The organism is Streptomyces sp. NPDC058985 (assembly GCF_042740985.1).
GTDB lineage: Bacteria > Actinomycetota > Actinomycetes > Streptomycetales > Streptomycetaceae > Streptomyces.
This window is the reverse complement of record NZ_JBHYJX010000007.1, coordinates 133,304-149,303: the sequence shown is the minus strand read 5'-3', so window position 1 is coordinate 149,303 and position 16,000 is coordinate 133,304. Positions and strand designations below refer to the sequence as shown.

Annotated in this window: 15 protein-coding genes and 1 pseudogene; 4 read left to right on the top strand and 12 right to left on the bottom strand. The window is 69.8% G+C overall.

Annotated elements, in window-relative coordinates:
* Positions 1-96: 96 nt before the first annotated feature.
* A complete protein-coding gene (locus ACFW01_RS08775) occupies positions 97-1,035 on the bottom strand; it encodes a LysR substrate-binding domain-containing protein (protein WP_234954991.1) in 939 nt (312 codons plus the stop codon).
* 133 nt (positions 1,036-1,168) lie between these two features.
* On the opposite strand from ACFW01_RS08775, the gene ACFW01_RS08770 reads away from it, so the two are divergent.
* Both ACFW01_RS08770 and ACFW01_RS08765 read left to right on the top strand, forming a co-directional pair.
* Positions 1,169-1,723, top strand: a complete 555-nt coding sequence (locus ACFW01_RS08770; RefSeq protein WP_234954992.1) for a peroxiredoxin — start codon at positions 1,169-1,171, stop codon at positions 1,721-1,723.
* A gap of 6 nt (positions 1,724-1,729) precedes the next feature.
* Positions 1,730-2,266, top strand: coding sequence for an alkyl hydroperoxide reductase (locus ACFW01_RS08765; RefSeq protein ID WP_234954993.1), 537 nt, complete (start codon positions 1,730-1,732; stop codon positions 2,264-2,266).
* A 90-nt stretch (positions 2,267-2,356) separates the two neighbouring features.
* Here ACFW01_RS08765 and ACFW01_RS08760 read toward each other — a convergent pair whose 3' ends face one another.
* The 3 genes from ACFW01_RS08760 to ACFW01_RS08750 form a co-directional block, all read right to left on the bottom strand.
* Complete coding sequence (locus ACFW01_RS08760) at positions 2,357-3,736, bottom strand: AI-2E family transporter (protein WP_234954994.1); 1,380 nt, start codon at positions 3,734-3,736, stop codon at positions 2,357-2,359.
* 149 nt (positions 3,737-3,885) lie between these two features.
* Entirely contained in the window at positions 3,886-4,584 is a 699-nt protein-coding gene (locus ACFW01_RS08755) for a transglycosylase SLT domain-containing protein (protein ID WP_234954995.1), read from the bottom strand.
* Between the two features lie 439 nt (positions 4,585-5,023).
* Positions 5,024-6,349 (bottom strand): PhoH family protein, encoded by a 1,326-nt coding sequence (locus ACFW01_RS08750; protein WP_234954997.1) that lies wholly within the window; start codon positions 6,347-6,349, stop codon positions 5,024-5,026.
* 1,035 nt (positions 6,350-7,384) lie between these two features.
* On the opposite strand from ACFW01_RS08750, the gene ACFW01_RS08745 reads away from it, so the two are divergent.
* The gene (locus ACFW01_RS08745) at positions 7,385-8,584 is read left to right on the top strand and encodes a winged helix DNA-binding domain-containing protein (protein ID WP_384502700.1); all 1,200 of its coding nucleotides are present in this window, start codon (positions 7,385-7,387) and stop codon (positions 8,582-8,584) included.
* Between the two features lie 74 nt (positions 8,585-8,658).
* Here ACFW01_RS08745 and ACFW01_RS08740 read toward each other — a convergent pair whose 3' ends face one another.
* The 6 genes from ACFW01_RS08740 to ACFW01_RS08715 form a co-directional block, all read right to left on the bottom strand.
* Positions 8,659-9,459, bottom strand: coding sequence for a class I SAM-dependent methyltransferase (locus tag ACFW01_RS08740; protein ID WP_384502699.1), 801 nt, complete (start codon positions 9,457-9,459; stop codon positions 8,659-8,661).
* A 79-nt stretch (positions 9,460-9,538) separates the two neighbouring features.
* Positions 9,539-10,411, bottom strand: a complete 873-nt coding sequence (locus ACFW01_RS08735; RefSeq protein WP_384502698.1) for an LLM class flavin-dependent oxidoreductase — start codon at positions 10,409-10,411, stop codon at positions 9,539-9,541.
* A 42-nt stretch (positions 10,412-10,453) separates the two neighbouring features.
* Positions 10,454-11,122 carry a hypothetical protein gene (locus ACFW01_RS08730; RefSeq protein ID WP_384502697.1) on the bottom strand — a complete coding sequence of 223 codons (669 nt, stop codon included), beginning with the start codon at positions 11,120-11,122 and terminating at the stop codon, positions 10,454-10,456.
* A gap of 11 nt (positions 11,123-11,133) precedes the next feature.
* The gene (locus ACFW01_RS08725; RefSeq protein ID WP_384502696.1) at positions 11,134-11,727 is read right to left on the bottom strand and encodes a hypothetical protein; all 594 of its coding nucleotides are present in this window, start codon (positions 11,725-11,727) and stop codon (positions 11,134-11,136) included.
* Between the two features lie 95 nt (positions 11,728-11,822).
* Positions 11,823-13,181, bottom strand: a complete 1,359-nt coding sequence (locus ACFW01_RS08720; protein WP_384502695.1) for a putative T7SS-secreted protein — start codon at positions 13,179-13,181, stop codon at positions 11,823-11,825.
* Positions 13,178-13,495 (bottom strand): hypothetical protein, encoded by a 318-nt coding sequence (locus tag ACFW01_RS08715; protein ID WP_384502694.1) that lies wholly within the window; start codon positions 13,493-13,495, stop codon positions 13,178-13,180. Before ACFW01_RS08715 ends, ACFW01_RS08720 begins: the two co-directional genes overlap by 4 nt.
* A 256-nt stretch (positions 13,496-13,751) precedes the next feature.
* On the opposite strand from ACFW01_RS08715, the pseudogene ACFW01_RS08710 reads away from it, so the two are divergent.
* Positions 13,752-14,235 (top strand): annotated as a pseudogene (locus tag ACFW01_RS08710) (hypothetical protein).
* A gap of 63 nt (positions 14,236-14,298) precedes the next feature.
* Here ACFW01_RS08710 and ACFW01_RS08705 read toward each other — a convergent pair.
* Positions 14,299-14,967, bottom strand: coding sequence for a hypothetical protein (locus tag ACFW01_RS08705; RefSeq protein ID WP_384502693.1), 669 nt, complete (start codon positions 14,965-14,967; stop codon positions 14,299-14,301).
* A gap of 26 nt (positions 14,968-14,993) precedes the next feature.
* Positions 14,994-15,992 carry a hypothetical protein gene (locus ACFW01_RS08700; RefSeq protein WP_384502692.1) on the bottom strand — a complete coding sequence of 333 codons (999 nt, stop codon included), beginning with the start codon at positions 15,990-15,992 and terminating at the stop codon, positions 14,994-14,996.
* Between the last annotated feature and the right edge of the window lie 8 nt (positions 15,993-16,000).

Here is a 16,000-nt window from a genome sequence, read left to right as displayed (position 1 = left end):
CGGGCCCCACGCGCGCGCCCGGGCCGGCCCGGGCCCGCAGGGAGTACGGGACGGGCGGGGCTCAGGCAGCGACCGAAGTACGGGACGGGCGGGGCCTCAGGCAGCGACCGTCCGTACCGGCAGGTCCCCCATCGCCTCCCTCAGCGCCGCGGCCAGCTCCTCGTACTCCGCGCCGCGGGCCGCGCCCGTGCGCATGGCGAGGGCGATGCGGCGGGTCGGGGCCGGGTCGGTGAAGGAGGCGGTGAGGAGCTGGGTGGAGCGGGAGGTCTCCACGCGGACCGCGGTGCGGGGCAGCAGGGTGACCCCGAGGCCGCCCGCCACCAGCTGGACCAGGGTGGACAGACCGGCGGCCGTGGTCGTCGCGGGGACACCCGCGCGGCCCGCCTCCCGGCAGATGTCCAGCGCCTGGTCGCGCAGGCAGTGGCCTTCGTCGAGGAGCAGCAGGTTCAGCTCGCGCAGCACCGAGCGGTCGATCCCCTCCCGGCCGCCGAGCCGGTGGTCGAGCGGGGTGACGAGTACGAAGTCCTCGTCGAAGAGGGGGAGTTCCGTGACCCCGGGCACGCCGAGCGGGACGGCGAGCAGCAGCAGGTCGAGGCGGCCGGTGGTGAGGCCGTCCAGGAGGCTCGCGGTCTGTTCCTCGTGGACCTGGAGGTCGAGGTCGGGGTAGCGGTCGTGGACGAGGCGCAGCACCGTCGGCAGCAGGTACGGCGCCACGGTCGGGATGACGCCGAGCCGCAGCGCGCCGGTGAAGGGCGCCCGTACCGCCTCCGCCTCCTCCAGCAGCGCGCCGACCTCCGCCAGTACCGCCTTCGTTCGCACCGCGAGCCGGGCGCCGGCCGGGGAGAGCAGCACCTTGCGCGTCGTGCGCTCCAGGAGGGTGACACCCAGTGCCTCCTCCAGCGCGGAGACGGCGCCCGAGAGCGCGGGCTGACTCATCCCGATCGCCGCGGCGGCGTCGCGGAAATGCAGGTGCTCCGCGACCGCGTCGAAAGCCCGCAGCTGGGCGAGGCTGGGCTGCCTCTTCTTACCGGACACTAATAGCCACCTCCGATCAACTCGACCGAGTGTAGCTATTTCACTAATCAATGCACCCTGTGCCAACATCAAGAACGTCCAACCCATGGGAAACACCGACAAAACGGGTGTTTCCTCGCTGCAAGGAGAGCGTGTGCTCACTGTCGGTGACAAGTTCCCCGAGTTCGATCTGACCGCCTGCGTCTCGCTGGAGAAGGGCGCGGAGTTCCAGCAGATCAACCACAAGACCTACGAGGGTCAGTGGAAGGTCATCTTCGCGTGGCCCAAGGACTTCACCTTCGTGTGCCCGACCGAGATCGCCGCCTTCGGCAAGCTGAACGACGAGTTCGCCGACCGTGACGCCCAGGTCCTCGGCTTCTCCGGCGACTCCGAGTTCGTCCACCACGCCTGGCGCAAGGACCACGACGACCTGCGTGACCTGCCCTTCCCGATGATGGCGGACTCCAAGCACGAGCTGATGCGCGACCTCGGCATCGAGGGCGAGGACGGCTTCGCCAAGCGCGCCGTGTTCATCGTGGACCAGAACAACGAGATCCAGTTCTCCATGGTGACCGCCGGCTCGGTCGGCCGTAACCCCAAGGAGGTCCTGCGGGTCCTCGACGCCCTGCAGACCGACGAGCTGTGCCCGTGCAACTGGAGCAAGGGCGACGAGACCCTCGACCCGGTCGCGCTGCTCTCGGGAGAGTGATCTGACATGTCCCTCGACTCCCTGAAGTCCGCCGTCCCGGACTACGCCAAGGACCTGAAGCTCAACCTGGGCTCGGTCATCGGCAACTCCGACCTCCCGGCGCAGCAGCTGTGGGGCACCGTGCTGGCGACCGCCATCGCCTCGCGCTCCCCCATCGTCCTGCGCGAGCTGGAGCCGGAGGCGAAGGCGAACCTGTCGCCGGAGGCGTACCAGGCCGCCAAGTCGGCCGCCGCCGTGATGGCGATGAACAACGTCTTCTACCGCACCCGGCACCTGCTGTCGGACCACGAGTACGGCACCCTGCGCGCCGGTCTGCGGATGAACGTCATCGGCAACCCGGGCGTCGACAAGGTCGACTTCGAGCTGTGGTCCTTCGCGGTCTCCGCCATCAACGGCTGCGGCATGTGCCTGGACTCGCACGAGCAGGTGCTCCGCAAGGCCGGTGTGGACCGCGAGACGATTCAGGAGGCGTTCAAGATCGCCGCCGTCGTCGAGGCCGTCGGCGTCACGCTGGACGCCGAGGCGGTCCTGGCCGACCAGTAGTCCCGCCACGCGGCACGCATACGACGGGCCCCGCCCACCTTCCGGTGGGCGGGGCCCGTCGCGTCGCCGGGACCGTCGTGCCGCCGGGACCTACGCCGGGGAGGCGTCCGACTGCGGCTCCGCCTCCGGCGGCGGCGGCTTCGGCGGCGCATCCGTCGCCGGTGAGGCGTCCATGGCGGTCGCCCCGTGCGGCTTGGCCGCCTGCCGTACGGCGGCCTCGCGGGAGTACGCCCGCAGGTAGCCCACGACGGTGTTCGTCACCGCCACCAGTGGTACGGCGACCACCGCGCCGCCGATGCCGGCGATCATGCCGCCGGCGGCCACGGACAGCACCACGGCCAGCGGGTGGACCCGCACCGCGCGCCCGAGGATGAACGGCTGGAGGATGTGCCCCTCGATCTGCTGCACCGCCAGCACCACCACGAGGGTCATGACCGCCGCGAACACGCCCTGTGTCACCAGCGCCACGACGACCGCGAGCGCGCCCGAGACCACCGCGCCGACCAGCGGGATGAAGGCGAACAGGAAGATGAACACGGCCAGCGGCACGGCCATCGGCACGTCGAGGAAGTAGATGCCGAGGCCGATGAAGATGGCGTCGATCAGCGCCACGATCACCGTGCCCCGCACGTACGCCGTCAGCGTCCGCCAGGCGCGGGGGCCGGCACCGGCGACGCCCGGCCGGGCCGCCGCGGGCACCAGCTTCAGCGTCCACTGCCAGATGCGCTTGCCGTCGTAGAGCAGGAAGAGCGTCGAGAAGGCGGCCAGCAGGATGCCGGTGAGCGCCTCGACGACGACCGTGACGCCCTCCAGACCGGCGGACGTTATCTGGTCGGTGTTGGCGCCGACCGCCTCGCGCAGGTTCTTGGCGATCTCGTTGATCTGCTTGTCGGTGACGTGGAAGGGGCTGTTCAGCAGCCAGTTGCGCAGTTCGTCGATGCCGTCCTGGACCTGGTCGGAGAGGTTGTCGATGTTCTCCATGACCTGCCAGGTGACGAACCAGCCGATCAGGCCCATCACCACGAACCCGAGGATCGCCGTCAGGGCGGTGGCCGGCCCGCGCGGCACCCCGTGCCGACGCAGCCACGCCACGGCCGGCTGGAGCAGCGCCGTGATCAGCAGGGCGGCGACGAACGCCAGCACCACCAGCTGTACGGCGCTGATGACCCGCATGAGCACCCACACGGTGCCGGCCAGCACCAGCAGCCGCCACCCGGCCTCCGCGGCGACCCGTACGCCCCAGGGCACGGCCTGCGCGGGGTCGGGGCGGTCACGGACCACGACCGCGTGGTGCGTGGCGGCGTACTCGTGCGCCGCTTCCTCGGGGGTCGGGGGCCCCTGGGCGGAGGACCCCACCCCTGTGTCGTCGACGGCGTCCCGCCGCGCCTCCTGGCGGCGCTGCTCCAACCGCCCGCTCATCTGCGTCAGTCCGGCGCCGAGCCGGCCGAGCCACCCTGGCACTCGCGACATGATCCGTCCTCTTCCCCCGTCTTTCCCCACCACTCCCCCCGGAGTCGTCCGGTCCGACCGTACAGGGCGGCAACGCGAAAGCCCCTCACCGTAGGACGGAGAGGGGCTGCGCGAGGTTGAGCGGGGTCCGCGCCGGGCGGACGGCGGGCTCAGTACCAGTGGTTGGCCTGCCAGAAGGCCCAGGCCTCACACGGGCTGCCGTAGCGGCCGTCCATGTAGCTGAGGCCCCACTTGATCTGGGTGGCCGGGTTGGTGCGCCAGTCGGCACCCGCGGAGGCGTACTTGCCCGCGGGCAGGGCCTGGAAGAGACCGTAGGCACCGGAGGAGGGGTTGACGGCCTGGTAGTTCCAGCTGGACTCGTGGTCCACGATGTTGCTGAAGCACTGCCACTGGCCGCTGGGCACCATCTGACGGGCCATCGCCTGGATCTGGCCCGTGCTGTAGGAGCTCTGGACGGCGAAGCTGGTGGAGTCGCGCTCGGCGCTGCGACTGGCCGCCTCCTTCTCCTCCTCGCGCTTCTTGGCGGCCTCCTCGGCCGCCTGCTTGGCCTTCTCCTGCTTGGCCACGGCGGTCTTGGCGGCTGCCTTGCGGGCGGCTTCCTCCGCGCCCTTCTTGGCGGTCGCGTCCGCGGCGATGGCCTGCACGTCGGCCTGCTGAGTCAGGGACGCGGTCTGCACCTGCGCCTGCTCACCCATGGGGATGTCCGCGAGCAGCGTCGTGCCGGCTGCCGTCGCCTCCGCGTCGTTGCTCTGCGCGGTGCTGCCCGAGGCAACTCCGACGACGCTACCGACAGCGGTGACTGCCGTGGCCGAGGCCACTGCGAATCCCCGGACCGAGATCCGGCTCACACGGTTTCCTTCCAGCATCGCCCGCTTCGGTGACCCTCGCGGACGCAATCGTGCCCCTGACGCTGGCCTCCTCAACTACTGGTCACGGGAGGCACGGGCCCGGTGGACAACTCCCCTGACGGAGAGCGCCGTGTGGTGCTCGGGCGGCATACGACGCTGCTATGGAGTTGAGGCTGGTGCTGCTGTGGTGCCGTACCGCTGGGGGTACAGGTGTGTCGTATGCGGGGCCTGACAGGAATGAGACTCTGCCGTAACCCGACGGGGTGAGGCAATTCTGCGTTGCGTGTGAAAGCTCACATCCCGTTTGGCCCAAGGGATTCCCGGAAACGCACACGCACCGCGGCGCCGCCCGGCTAGGCTCTTGGCCTTTCCGGACGGCGCCGATTGTCGGACAACCGACCCGTCACGGGTCGGAGTTCGCGGATGGTTCAGAGACGGGTCAGATGTGACCGTCCTCCAGCATTTCGGTCACCAGCGCCGCGATCTGGGACCTCTCGGAACGCGTCAGGGTGACGTGCGCGAAGAGCGGATGCCCCTTCAGCTTCTCGACCACGGCGACGACTCCGTCGTACCTCCCCACCCGCAGGTTGTCCCGCTGGGCCACGTCGTGGGTCAGCACGACCCGTGAATTGGCGCCGACCCGGGACAGCACGGTCAGCAGGACGTTCCGCTCCAGGGACTGGGCCTCGTCCACGATGACGAACGCGTCGTGCAGCGAGCGCCCGCGGATGTGGGTGAGCGGCAGGACCTCCAGCATCCCGCGTGCGGTGACCTCCTCGATGACCTCGCGGCTGGTGACCGCCGACAGCGTGTCGAAGACCGCCTGTGCCCAGGGGCTCATCTTCTCGGCCTCGGACCCGGGCAGATAGCCGAGCTCCTGCCCGCCGACCGCGTAGAGGGGACGGAAGACCATCACCTTCTGGTGCTGCCGGCGCTCCAGGACCGCTTCCAGGCCCGCGCACAGCGCCAGCGCCGACTTGCCGGTGCCGGCCCGGCCGCCCATCGACACGATCCCGACGTCCGGGTCGAGGAGCAGGTCGAGCGCGATGCGCTGCTCGGCGCTGCGGCCCTTGATGCCGAACGCCTCCCGGTCGCCGCGCACCAGCCGGACGTTGCCGTCGGGCGTGACCCGGCCGAGGGCCTTGCCGCGCTCCGACTGGATGGTCAGACCGGTGTGCACGGGCAGCTCGGCGGCCTCGGGGACGTAGACGTGCCCCTCCTCGAAGAGGATGTCCACCTGCTCGCCGGGCAGCGTCACTTCGGACATTCCGGTCCAGCCGGAGGCGTCCGTGATGGCCAGCTCGGCGCGGTACTCCTCGGCGAGCAGACCGACGGAGGACGCCTTGATCCTGAGCGGGAGATCCTTGGACACGACGGTGACGTCGTACCCCTCCGCCTGCAGATTGCGGGCGACCGCGAGGATGCGGGAGTCGTTGTCCCCCAGGCGGTAGCCGGTGGGCAGCACGCTGGGGTCCGAGTGGTTGAGCTCGACACGGACGGTGCCGCCGAGGTCCCCGATCGGAATGGGGGCGTCGAGGCGACCGTGCCGGACGCGGAACTCGTCGAGCAGGCGCAGGGCCTGCCGGGCGAAGTAGCCGAGTTCGGGATGGTGCCGTTTGGCCTCCAGCTCCGTGACCACGACGATGGGGAGCACGACCTCGTGCTCGTCGAAGCGGTGCAGAGCGTTCGGGTCGGCCAGCAGGACGCTGGTGTCGAGAACGTAGGTGCGCCGATCTGGCTTGTGGCGCTTTGTGCTGGTCACCACGGAAGGACGTACCCCCTCGGATGAGGTCGGGGAGCGACGGAGTGGACGCTGGGCCGGGAGGGCGTCAATGAGCCGACGGGTCCAGGACCTGGCGGACGCAGGCCCTTGGGGCCGCCCTGCACTGGCGCGGACCGTGGGCCGGTCCTCCGCCGCGTCTTCCGTGCCGTGACCGCACGGTGGGGCTGGTGCAAAGGGCCTCCCGGGCGGACGGCTCCGTGCCGTCCGCTGAGGATCCGACACCCGTGGTTCGGGCGTCGACCTGCTTGCCTTATGCCCTGGAAAGAGCGCAGCCATGCCACGACCCAGGAGGGCGCACCGGTGAACTCCTCGTTACGGGAGTCCCGCAGGGAGCCCGTAGGGGCTTATAGCGGGCCGGCGGCGCGACGGGCAGGCGGGGCGGGGCGGGCGGACCCGCGGCCGGACAGAAAAAACGGGCCGGTCCGTGGGGGGGGATACGGACCGGCCCGAGGGGGGGTTTCCACCATAACCCTTTGTAAGTGATGCTGCGTGCATCGGCGTGCCACAACTACTCTCCGGAGTCGGCCCGCGACGCCGAGATGCCCTCGGAAGCGCTCATTCCGCCCTGAATCATGGCCAAAACACGGCCACCCCCGCACGCACGCCGGATACACGGCGAATACACCGCGGATTCACAGGTGAGTGGAGTGACGAGAGGGCCGGTCCCGAGCCAGCCCCGCGGCCACCCCCACATCCCCCGACCGGGTGACGCACGAGGGGCACGCGCGCTTGACCCGGCACCGCGCAGCCCCCTCCACTGCGCGGTGCCGCCCGCGCAGCTTTGCTCACGCGAATCACGTGGTTCGAATTTACGTGACCCACCCGCACCGAACGGACCCGTGGAGGACAACGATGAATAACGATGTGGAAACCCTGTGAGGATCAGAGGGTGATTTCGCACCCTTGCTCCGGCCACCACGACCTTTGCGAAGGCACGCCCCATACGCCCGGACAGCTCCCACCCCGCCCCGGTCCACTGGGACGAAATCCGTCCTAGTGCTCCCCTAACGTCACCTCATGACGAAGAAGACGCGGATCACTTGGGCCGCCGCGAGCGCACGGCGCCTCGAACGACAGTTCCTGGCCAAGTCCGCCCGAACGGGCACCCCGGCCGCCGACGTGGCCGCCGCGATGCTCGGCGTCCACGCCCAGGTCCTGTCCGCGGCCGAGCTGTCGGTCGGTCTGCGGACCGAGGACATCACCCGGGTGGACGTACGGAACGCCTTGTGGCCGGCCGCCTCACCCACCGCGCCCGGCCCGGCCCCGTCACTGATCAAGACACACGGCCCGCGCGGCACGGTGCACCTGCTCCCGGCCCGCGACCTCCCGATGTGGTGCGCCGCGCTGCCCGCCGTCCCCGACGGCTCGGGATCCTTCGCTCCCGGCGTACGCCTCACCGAGGACCAGGCCGCGCAGGTCGTGGCGGCGATCGGCGACGCGCTCGACGGCAGGTTCCTGACCATCGACGAACTCGGCGAGGAGGTCGTCGCCCGCACCGGTCCCTGGGCCGGCGACCTGGTGATGCCGGCGTTCCAGACCATGTGGCCGCGCTGGCGCCAGGTCCTGCACCGGGCGGGCCACTGCGGCGCCCTCTCCTTCGGCCCCCACCGCGGCCGCAAGGTGACGTACACCCGCCCACCGCACTTCACCCCGCTCCCGCCCGAGGAGGCGACGCGCCTCCTGGCCGGCCGCTACCTGCGGGCGTACGGCCCCGCCACACCCCAGCACTTCGCCCGCTGGCTAGCCGCGCCACCCGCCTGGGCCAGGGGCCTGTACGAGGAGCTGGCCGGCGCGGGCGAGATCGAGGAGGTCGACTTCGAGGGGGCACCGGCGTGGGTGGCGGCCGGCGACACCGGCTTCCCCGCCGCCCCGGAACGGGACGACCTGGTACGCGGGGTACGCCTGCTCCCGTACTTCGACGCGTACCTCATCGCCGCCCAGCCCCGGGAGCTGCTCTTCCCCGGCGCGGCCTACGAGCGGGCGCTCGCGGGCGGGCAGGCCGGCAACTTCCCCGTACTGCTGGTCGACGGCGTCGCGGCGGGCGTCTGGCACCAGCGGCGCCGGGGCCGCCGGACGACGGTCACGGTGGAACCGCTCGGCCGCCTGACGGCACGGCAAGAACGGGAACTGGCGGTGCGGGCGGAACGGGTGGGGGCGGTCCTGGAGGCGCGGGCGGAGCTGGTGATCGGAGAGGTACGGGTGGGCGCGCACGCATGAGGGCCGGCTCCGCAGCCGGCCGCCGCCGCTGCTGCGGCTGCGGCTACGGCTACGGCTACGGCTGCTAGTTGAATTCAACTGCCGTGCGGCTTGCGCAGGTCGAAGAGGTGCCGCGCGCTGTGCGCCACGAAGGGCCCCTCGGCCTCGATGCGCTCGTGCAGGTGGCGCAGCCGGTCGCGGTACGCCTCGACGGTGAAGCCGGGGACCATCCAGACGACCTTGCGCAGGAAGTGGACGACGGCGCCGACCTCGCGGAACTCCATCCGCAGCCGCTCCGCCCGCAGACCGACGACCTCGAGCCCGGCGGCCTCGGCGTCGGCACGCTCACGCTCGGGGTCGCGGTGGCCGTAGCTCTCCTGGGGCAGCGGCCCCAGAAAGTACTCGACCAGCTCGAAGACGCTGGCGGGACCGACGTGCTGGGCGAAGTACGTGCCGCCGGGCGCGAGTACGCGGGCGATCTCGTCCCAGTGCGGCTGGACCGGGTGCCTGCTGACGACGAGATCGAAGGCGCCCTCGGCGAAGGGCAGGGGCGCGTCGTCGGGCGAGGCGACGACGGGGACACCGCGCGGGCGGAGCAGCCGGGTGGCCTTGGCGACGTTGGGCGCCCAGCCCTCGGTGGCGACGACGAGCGGGGGCCGGCGCTCGGCCCCGCCCTGCTGGAGGGCGAAGTCCAGCACCTCCCCTCCCCCGGTCTGCACGTCCAGCACGGCGGTGGCCTCGGTCAGCCGCCCCGCCATGGACAACGCGTACCCCCAGGACGGCCGCGCCTCGGTGGCCCGCCCCTCGAACCAGGAGAAGTCCCACCCTTCGGTGGACACGGAGGCGCCTTCGGCGAGGAGCTCGTCGAAGGTCCGGGGGTGAGGCTGGGAGAGCATGCGGGCGAATCCGTTCAACGAGCTGAGGGGGATTACAAAACTAGGAAAATTGATAGGGCAATGCAGCGAAGGCGGGCTGCTACTTCACCAGGGGCCGGACCGCCTCGGCGGCGAACCGCACGAACGCCTCCGGGTCGGGCTCGTCCCCGGTCGGCTGGAGGATCACGGTGTCGGCCCCGGCCTCGGCCAACCGCCCCACGGCCTCGGCAACGGCCTGCGCGTCCCCCGCGACCCCGAGACCGGGCACGTCGGCGTCGCCCTCGGCGACCAGTTCGGCCCGCAGCCGCTCGGCCGCGCCGGACCCGGTGGCGGTGAGGAGATAGACGACGACCGTGTGCGCGTCCGTCCGCCCGGCGGCCTCCCGCCCCTCGTCGATGAGCCGCCGGGCCCGTCGGACCCCGTCGGGCGAGGTGGACGCAGTGAGCACGGTCCCGTCGGCGGCCTCACCGGCCAGCCGCAGCGAACGGGGCCCGGCGGCGCCGGCGAACACGTCGACGGCTCCGGCGGGCGGCCAGTCGAGCGCGACGTCGTCGAGCCGGACGTAGCGCCCCTCGGTCGTCATCCGCTGTCCGTCCAGCAGGCCCCGTAGAGCGAGCACATACTCGCGCAACAGCGTCAGAGGCGACTCGACCCGCGCCCCCACCTGCCCCATCCAGTCCTGCACCCCGTGCCCGACGCCGAGAACGGCCCGGCCGGGGAACATCCGGTGCAGGGTCGCGGCCTCCATCGCGGTGATGGCCACGTTGCGCAGGGGCACGGGGAGCAGTCCGACCCCGACCCGCACCCGTTCGGTCCACGCGAGCGCGGCGGCGAGGGTGGAGATCCCACCCTCACGGAAGCAGTCCTCCCAGAGCCACAGCTCCTCCAGCCCGGTCTCGTCGGCGACACGAGCCACGGAACGCAGCCGCTCGGGGGCGAGCTGGGGGCGGAATACGGCACCGAGTCCAGTCATGCCCCACTTCCTACCCGCGCCCCGCCCCACCGGACAACAGCATTACGCCTCCGCCGCCAGCGGATCCACAAACCTGACCGTCTCGACCACCTGCCGCAGAATCGCCCGGTACTCGCCCCGACGCGCGAGAGCTGTGGTGCTCAAGGTGAGAACGGCCATGCGGTTGCAGTCGGGGTGTGGGAGGTGGGCGTGGATCTGGAGAAGGGAGAGCGGGGCGAGGCCGGGGATGGGGGTGGGGGGTGGGGGTGAGGTCGTTTCGCTGAGCGTTGCGGGACCGCTGGGCAGTTCGAGGTACTCGATACGACTGTGGCCGACCGCCCCGGTCACGGCTCGCGCCGCGGTCGCCGCCCTTGGTGCGGTCGCAGTGGCTCGCCATGCGATGGAGAACAAGGAGAGCAGGGGACGAGACCCACGACCGATGTCGTCGCGGTGCATGCCGACGGAACAGTGAACGGTTCCGAACTCACACAATGCGGCAAGCATCTGCTGGCCCGAGGCGACCAGAGCGATGAACTGCTGCCGAGCCGCTTCGCTGGGTGCCGCCGCAAGCAGCGGTGCCATGGCCCTACGCATGCCGTCGGCAGCTTGAGCGCCCGGTTCGGCAAGCAGAGCGTCCAGCGGCAGAGCCGTGAAGCCAGCCGGCTCCGCGAACCAGAGTTCCGCGTGCGGATCCCAGACGGACGCGTGGGCACTGATCGTTACGGAACTCATCACGCACCGCCTCAGGGATTGACGGGATGGACGCCGACCCGGCGCCCGCGCTCGATGTCATCGTGTGTGGCACCCCAGTCGGCGAAGCGCCAACCGCTCCGTGCGTCGATCCGCTGCTCGACGACGTGCATGCGGCGAGGAGCCGCGCCTTTGCGGCCGGGTGCGGCAAGGACCCCGATGAACCGTGGATCGCCAGCAAACCAAACGGTCTCGATGTCCGCCTTCAAACGAGCGTCTGCTCGCGGAGCCATACGGCGGGCCCACCACTCCACCCGGAGATGTCGAGGGAATACGAGCGGCAAGTTCTGATCCCTCTTGGCCGGATTGGCGAACTCGAACCAGCCATACTGTCTACCCGTCACTTCGGGACGCTTCGTCAGCCCATGCGGGGCACCCTGCACCACCTGCCACGGATACGTGCGGAGGATGCGCAGCATCAGAAATGCTGCCGGAAAATACTTCAGCTGCGTGACAACTCGATAGGGCCCATAGATGAAGTACGGCATGAACACCCACACCACCCAGTTCGGCGTGTAAGTCGAAATCCCCAGCAGGGCGACCCAGCCACCAGCCCAGCACACAAGCCCGACAACGTTCACCACCATGTGCGAGAACCATGACCACCGCGTGGGCGCATGAGCCCACGCCCTACTGCACGACACAGGATCCACGATGCGCAACCTTCTGTGCGACGCCGATGTCAGAAGACATGCCGAACGAGACCAATGATCCCCCCGTTGTCGATAATCAAGCGAGAACCGTCGATGGCTGCCACCGCCCCGTCCTTGATGCCGTCGGATTCCACGTCAACGGCTTTTTCATAGAGCCCGTACCCGCCAGTGGCAGTCCCCGTGAGGCCGGACACTGCGGCCGCCACCTTCGCAGCTTTCTCTGGATTACCGAAGCCGCGCACTGCCCTGGCCACCAGACCGTTCTCAAGCCTCGAGATACGGCCAGCTTCCTCGAGTGATCCCGAACCACAGGTGGCCGCCTTCTGCCAGAAGCTCAGTGACGAGGCGCCTGTCCGAGTAGCGTGCAACGCCTCGATGCTCCCCTTGGCGACAGCCCCCACCCCCGGTAGTCCACCCGCAAGGTCCGCCCCCACCGAGACGGTGTTACTCCAGAAGTCGGCGTCGAGCTCGCCTTTGGTGACGCCGTCGAAGATGGAACCCCTCACCTCGGGATCCATGAGCCGCAGGGCGAGCGCCCCTGCGCTCAGGCCCGAGGCGGACAAGAGCAGCGCCGCCAAGGTGGCGGCTCCCCACCCCATAGGCCCCGCCAGAAGCAGTGCCGCCACCCCCACCAACCCTGCCGTGAAGCTGAGGATGTCCGGCAGGTTGTCGCCCAGCCAGTCGAGGGCCTCGTCGAACCAGCCCGGCTCCTGCGGTACGAGTTTCTTCGTCGCGTCGCGGATCTTGCGTGCGCGCAGTCCGGCCTGCTGCTCGTGTTCCTCGGCCAGCCGCTTCGCCTTGCCGATGACTTTGGCCAGCTCAGCCTGGGCGTCGTCCAGGTCGCCGTTCGCGCGGGTGAGGTGCTTCCGGGCGGCATCACCGTCGGCCCCGCCCGCCTTGAGGTCAGTGGCGTCGCCCAGCTTCTCCACGCGCCCCTGTGCCCGTTCCACCGCCGCCCGCGCGTCCCTCGCGTCCTCCTCCAGCTTTCTGGCCCGCCGCTGGAAGTCGCCGAGTTCGCCCTCCCAGCGGTCGAGTTGCCGGGCCGCCTTGCGGATGGAGTGCGCGGCGTTCTTGAGGTTCAGTGGCAGCGGCCCGCCATCGAGCTGCTCGCGGAAGGCAACGGCGGCGTCGCCCTTCCAGTAGCTGCCGTCGAGGAGCTTGGTGACGAGGTCGTGCGCCTCCTGGAGTACCTTGGCGCACCCGCTGAGCTTCTTCTCCAGCGCCCGCACGGCCTCCGTGTCACCCGGGACAGGGTTGAAGCCAAGGTTCGGACAGGCCGGGTTCGGCATACGGGGTGCGGACTTCAGCCCTTGCGGCTTGCCCAGGTCCTCCCGGGACCGCGGATCGAGCGCGGCACCGTACGGGTCGTTCCCGGCCGTGGCGGTCACTTCGCGCCACCGCCCTTGCCTTCGCGCGCCGCCCGCACCGCCTCCTCAAGCGCCTTGTCGACCTCGAGGTAGCTGTCCTTGCTCTTGCCGATGATCTCGGCGAGGTCCTCCGTCTGCTTGCCGATCTCCTCGGAGCCGTACTTCCAGTCCTCCTGGAAGGACTCGCACGCGGAGTCGAGATCATCCGTACCGAGCCCGACGATCGTCGCGTCCGACAACGCCTTGCGCACACCGTTGAGCGAGGCCGACGACCGCCTCAGCGACTTCATGAACCGCCCGAGCTCATCCCCGTCGACGACAAGCCGCTCCGCCATCTGCCCCGTCCCCTCTCACCGGCCCACCTGTACCGATGTGAGGAACGACGTCGTCCGCCTTTCGTGGCGCCGTTCAGCTGCCCGCCCCTCGTTGAGGCAGCAGATTCCTCACTGAGGGCTGCCGCAACAGCTCAGTGGTTGACGGCGGACGTAAGGCTGCCCCGGGGCGGAACCAGGAGGGCATCGGATGGAGCAACTGCACAGCTACGCTGACAGGGGCAGGCGGCAACAGTGAGCATGACTGACCGGGGGAATCGTGGACCGACCGCTGCTGTTCCTTGACGTGGACGGACCACTCAACCCCTATGCGGCCCAGCCAGAGAGGCGACCTCACGGCTACACCACACTGAGAGTCCCCCGAAACGACGCACGTACGGACGACAGGGACCTGTGATCTCGACGGCGCCCCTTGCGCGTCTGGCTCAACCCAGAGGGATCGCACCGGTCCTCGGCCTTCCAGAACTGCCCTTCGTCGACTTCGACGACGCTCTACTGAAGCAACGCCCCGATGGAGTCCACTGGAAGACTGGTCCGCTGGTGGACTGGACTACGCGGGCGGCCGTACTTATGCATGGGCGGACGACGAGCAGAGCGAGCGGGATCAGACATACGTGACCGCCCACCACCAGGGAGTCGGGCTTCTGCACCACGTCAACCCGCGGATCGGGCTGCGGGAAAACGACTTTCACACCCTCGCCGGCTTTGCCCGATCCTCAGGCATTTCACGAACCGGCGGCTGAACCACTCGTCAGCTCACAACACGGACCGCCACCCCGGAGCCGATCTCGCCGTGAGGACATGCCTCAGGACTGGCACTCCTCGGCTCCCCGCGTGGACAGGATCTGGGACGTCTGCCAGACGCCGGCGGAGTTTCGGTCGAGCCTGGTGCTGTATCGGACGAAGCTGTTGCGGGTGACGGGCGTCTTCGCGATTTTCCCGGTGGTCCTGTCCTTGCTGAAGCCCTTGCTCTCGTCCGCGCAGAACGTGAGGAGGGCCGATCCCTCCTCCTTGAGCGTGACCTTCCGGTCGAAGTATCGGACTTCACCGGTCACAGTGGCGTTTGCCTTCTCGAACTGCGCGACCCACGACGTCGCTGCTTCCAAGGCTTTGCCCGTGTTGTAGAAGCCGACCGCCTCGCCGTCGGGATCCGTTCCGGCGATCGCGGCGTCCACGGCACGCATCCGCTCGGCGTTGTCGGCGAGCACCGCATCCTTGACCTGATCCCCAGTGCGCCCGCCGTCGAAGATCAGTTTCAGATCCGACGGAAGGTCGATCCGCGGCCGGCCTGTCGCGGAGGAGGACGAGGGGCGAGGGGACCCCGCGGCGCCGTTGTCGGCGTCCGCCTCCGCCCCCTCCCTCTCGCCCGCATCCGGCGACGCGCTGTCGTCAACCGCGCATCCGGACAGCGCCAGAGCACTGGTCACGGTCAGCGCCAGCGCCGCGAGTACGCCGGGCCGGCGACGGATCATCATCGGCTCCTCAGTGGGACGTCCTCGCATCAGCGGTTGACGGCCTGGATCTCCTGGACGACGACGTCCTGCGTCGCGCCGAACGAGCCGTCGGGGAGGTCACCGCCCGCGCCGCCGGTGCCGGTCCAGTGGATCTCCCAGTTGACCGTGGCCTGGAGCGGGAAGGAGCCATCGCCCGAGGAGCGCAGGTACTTCACTCCGCACGGGGGCGTGGCGTCGGCCTTGCCCTTCGCCCACGGCTCACCGATGCGTCCGTTGTTGATTTCGCACACGCCCGAAGCCGGGTAGGTCTCGGCGTCCGGGGTGCCGGCCTTGATCTCCAGGGAGACCGGCACGGCTGTGGCCGTCGCACTGACCTGGATGGCCTCCACTGTGGCGGTTACGGAGACCGGCTTGAACGCCGCTCCGTCCAGCCACGCCCAGGTGGGCAGGTTCACCTTGGTCGCGTTCGCGGGTGCCAGCGTCACCTCGGTGCCCGGAACTCGAATCTGCTCGTAGGCGAGTTCGGCGAGGACCTGCGGGGTCACGGCGTTCGGGATGTCGGCCGGCGGGGGGTCGCCGATGTCCACCCAGAAGTAGTCCTTGTTGCAGGCGTCCCAGCCCGGCGGGTAGCTGTCATTGACGTAGGAGCCCCACCAGTAGCCCTTGCCGGACTTGTCCTTGTTGAAGCCCTTCTTCTCGTCCTTGGCGTTGTACTTCTCCCGCTGCTCGGCGTCCCACTGGTACCCGGTGGACTCCGCCTCCCAGATCGGCTCCAGGTAGTCCTGCAACTGCTCCGGGGAGAACTTGGGGGCGTACCAGCACGCAGGCGGGGTCCATGACGTGGACGAGGTCAAGGCCCCGGCGGAGCCGCCGCTGCCGTTCTTGGAGTGGTCGAACACCACGGCACCGACGGTGACCGAGAGGCTGCCGCCGTCTCCGGTCTCCGCGCTCTGCTCCGTCTGACCGTTGTTCCCGTGCTTGCCGCGACTGGCATACGCCGACTGCGCGGCCAGGACAGGAACGCAGACGAGAGTCAGTACGGTCAATATTCTCG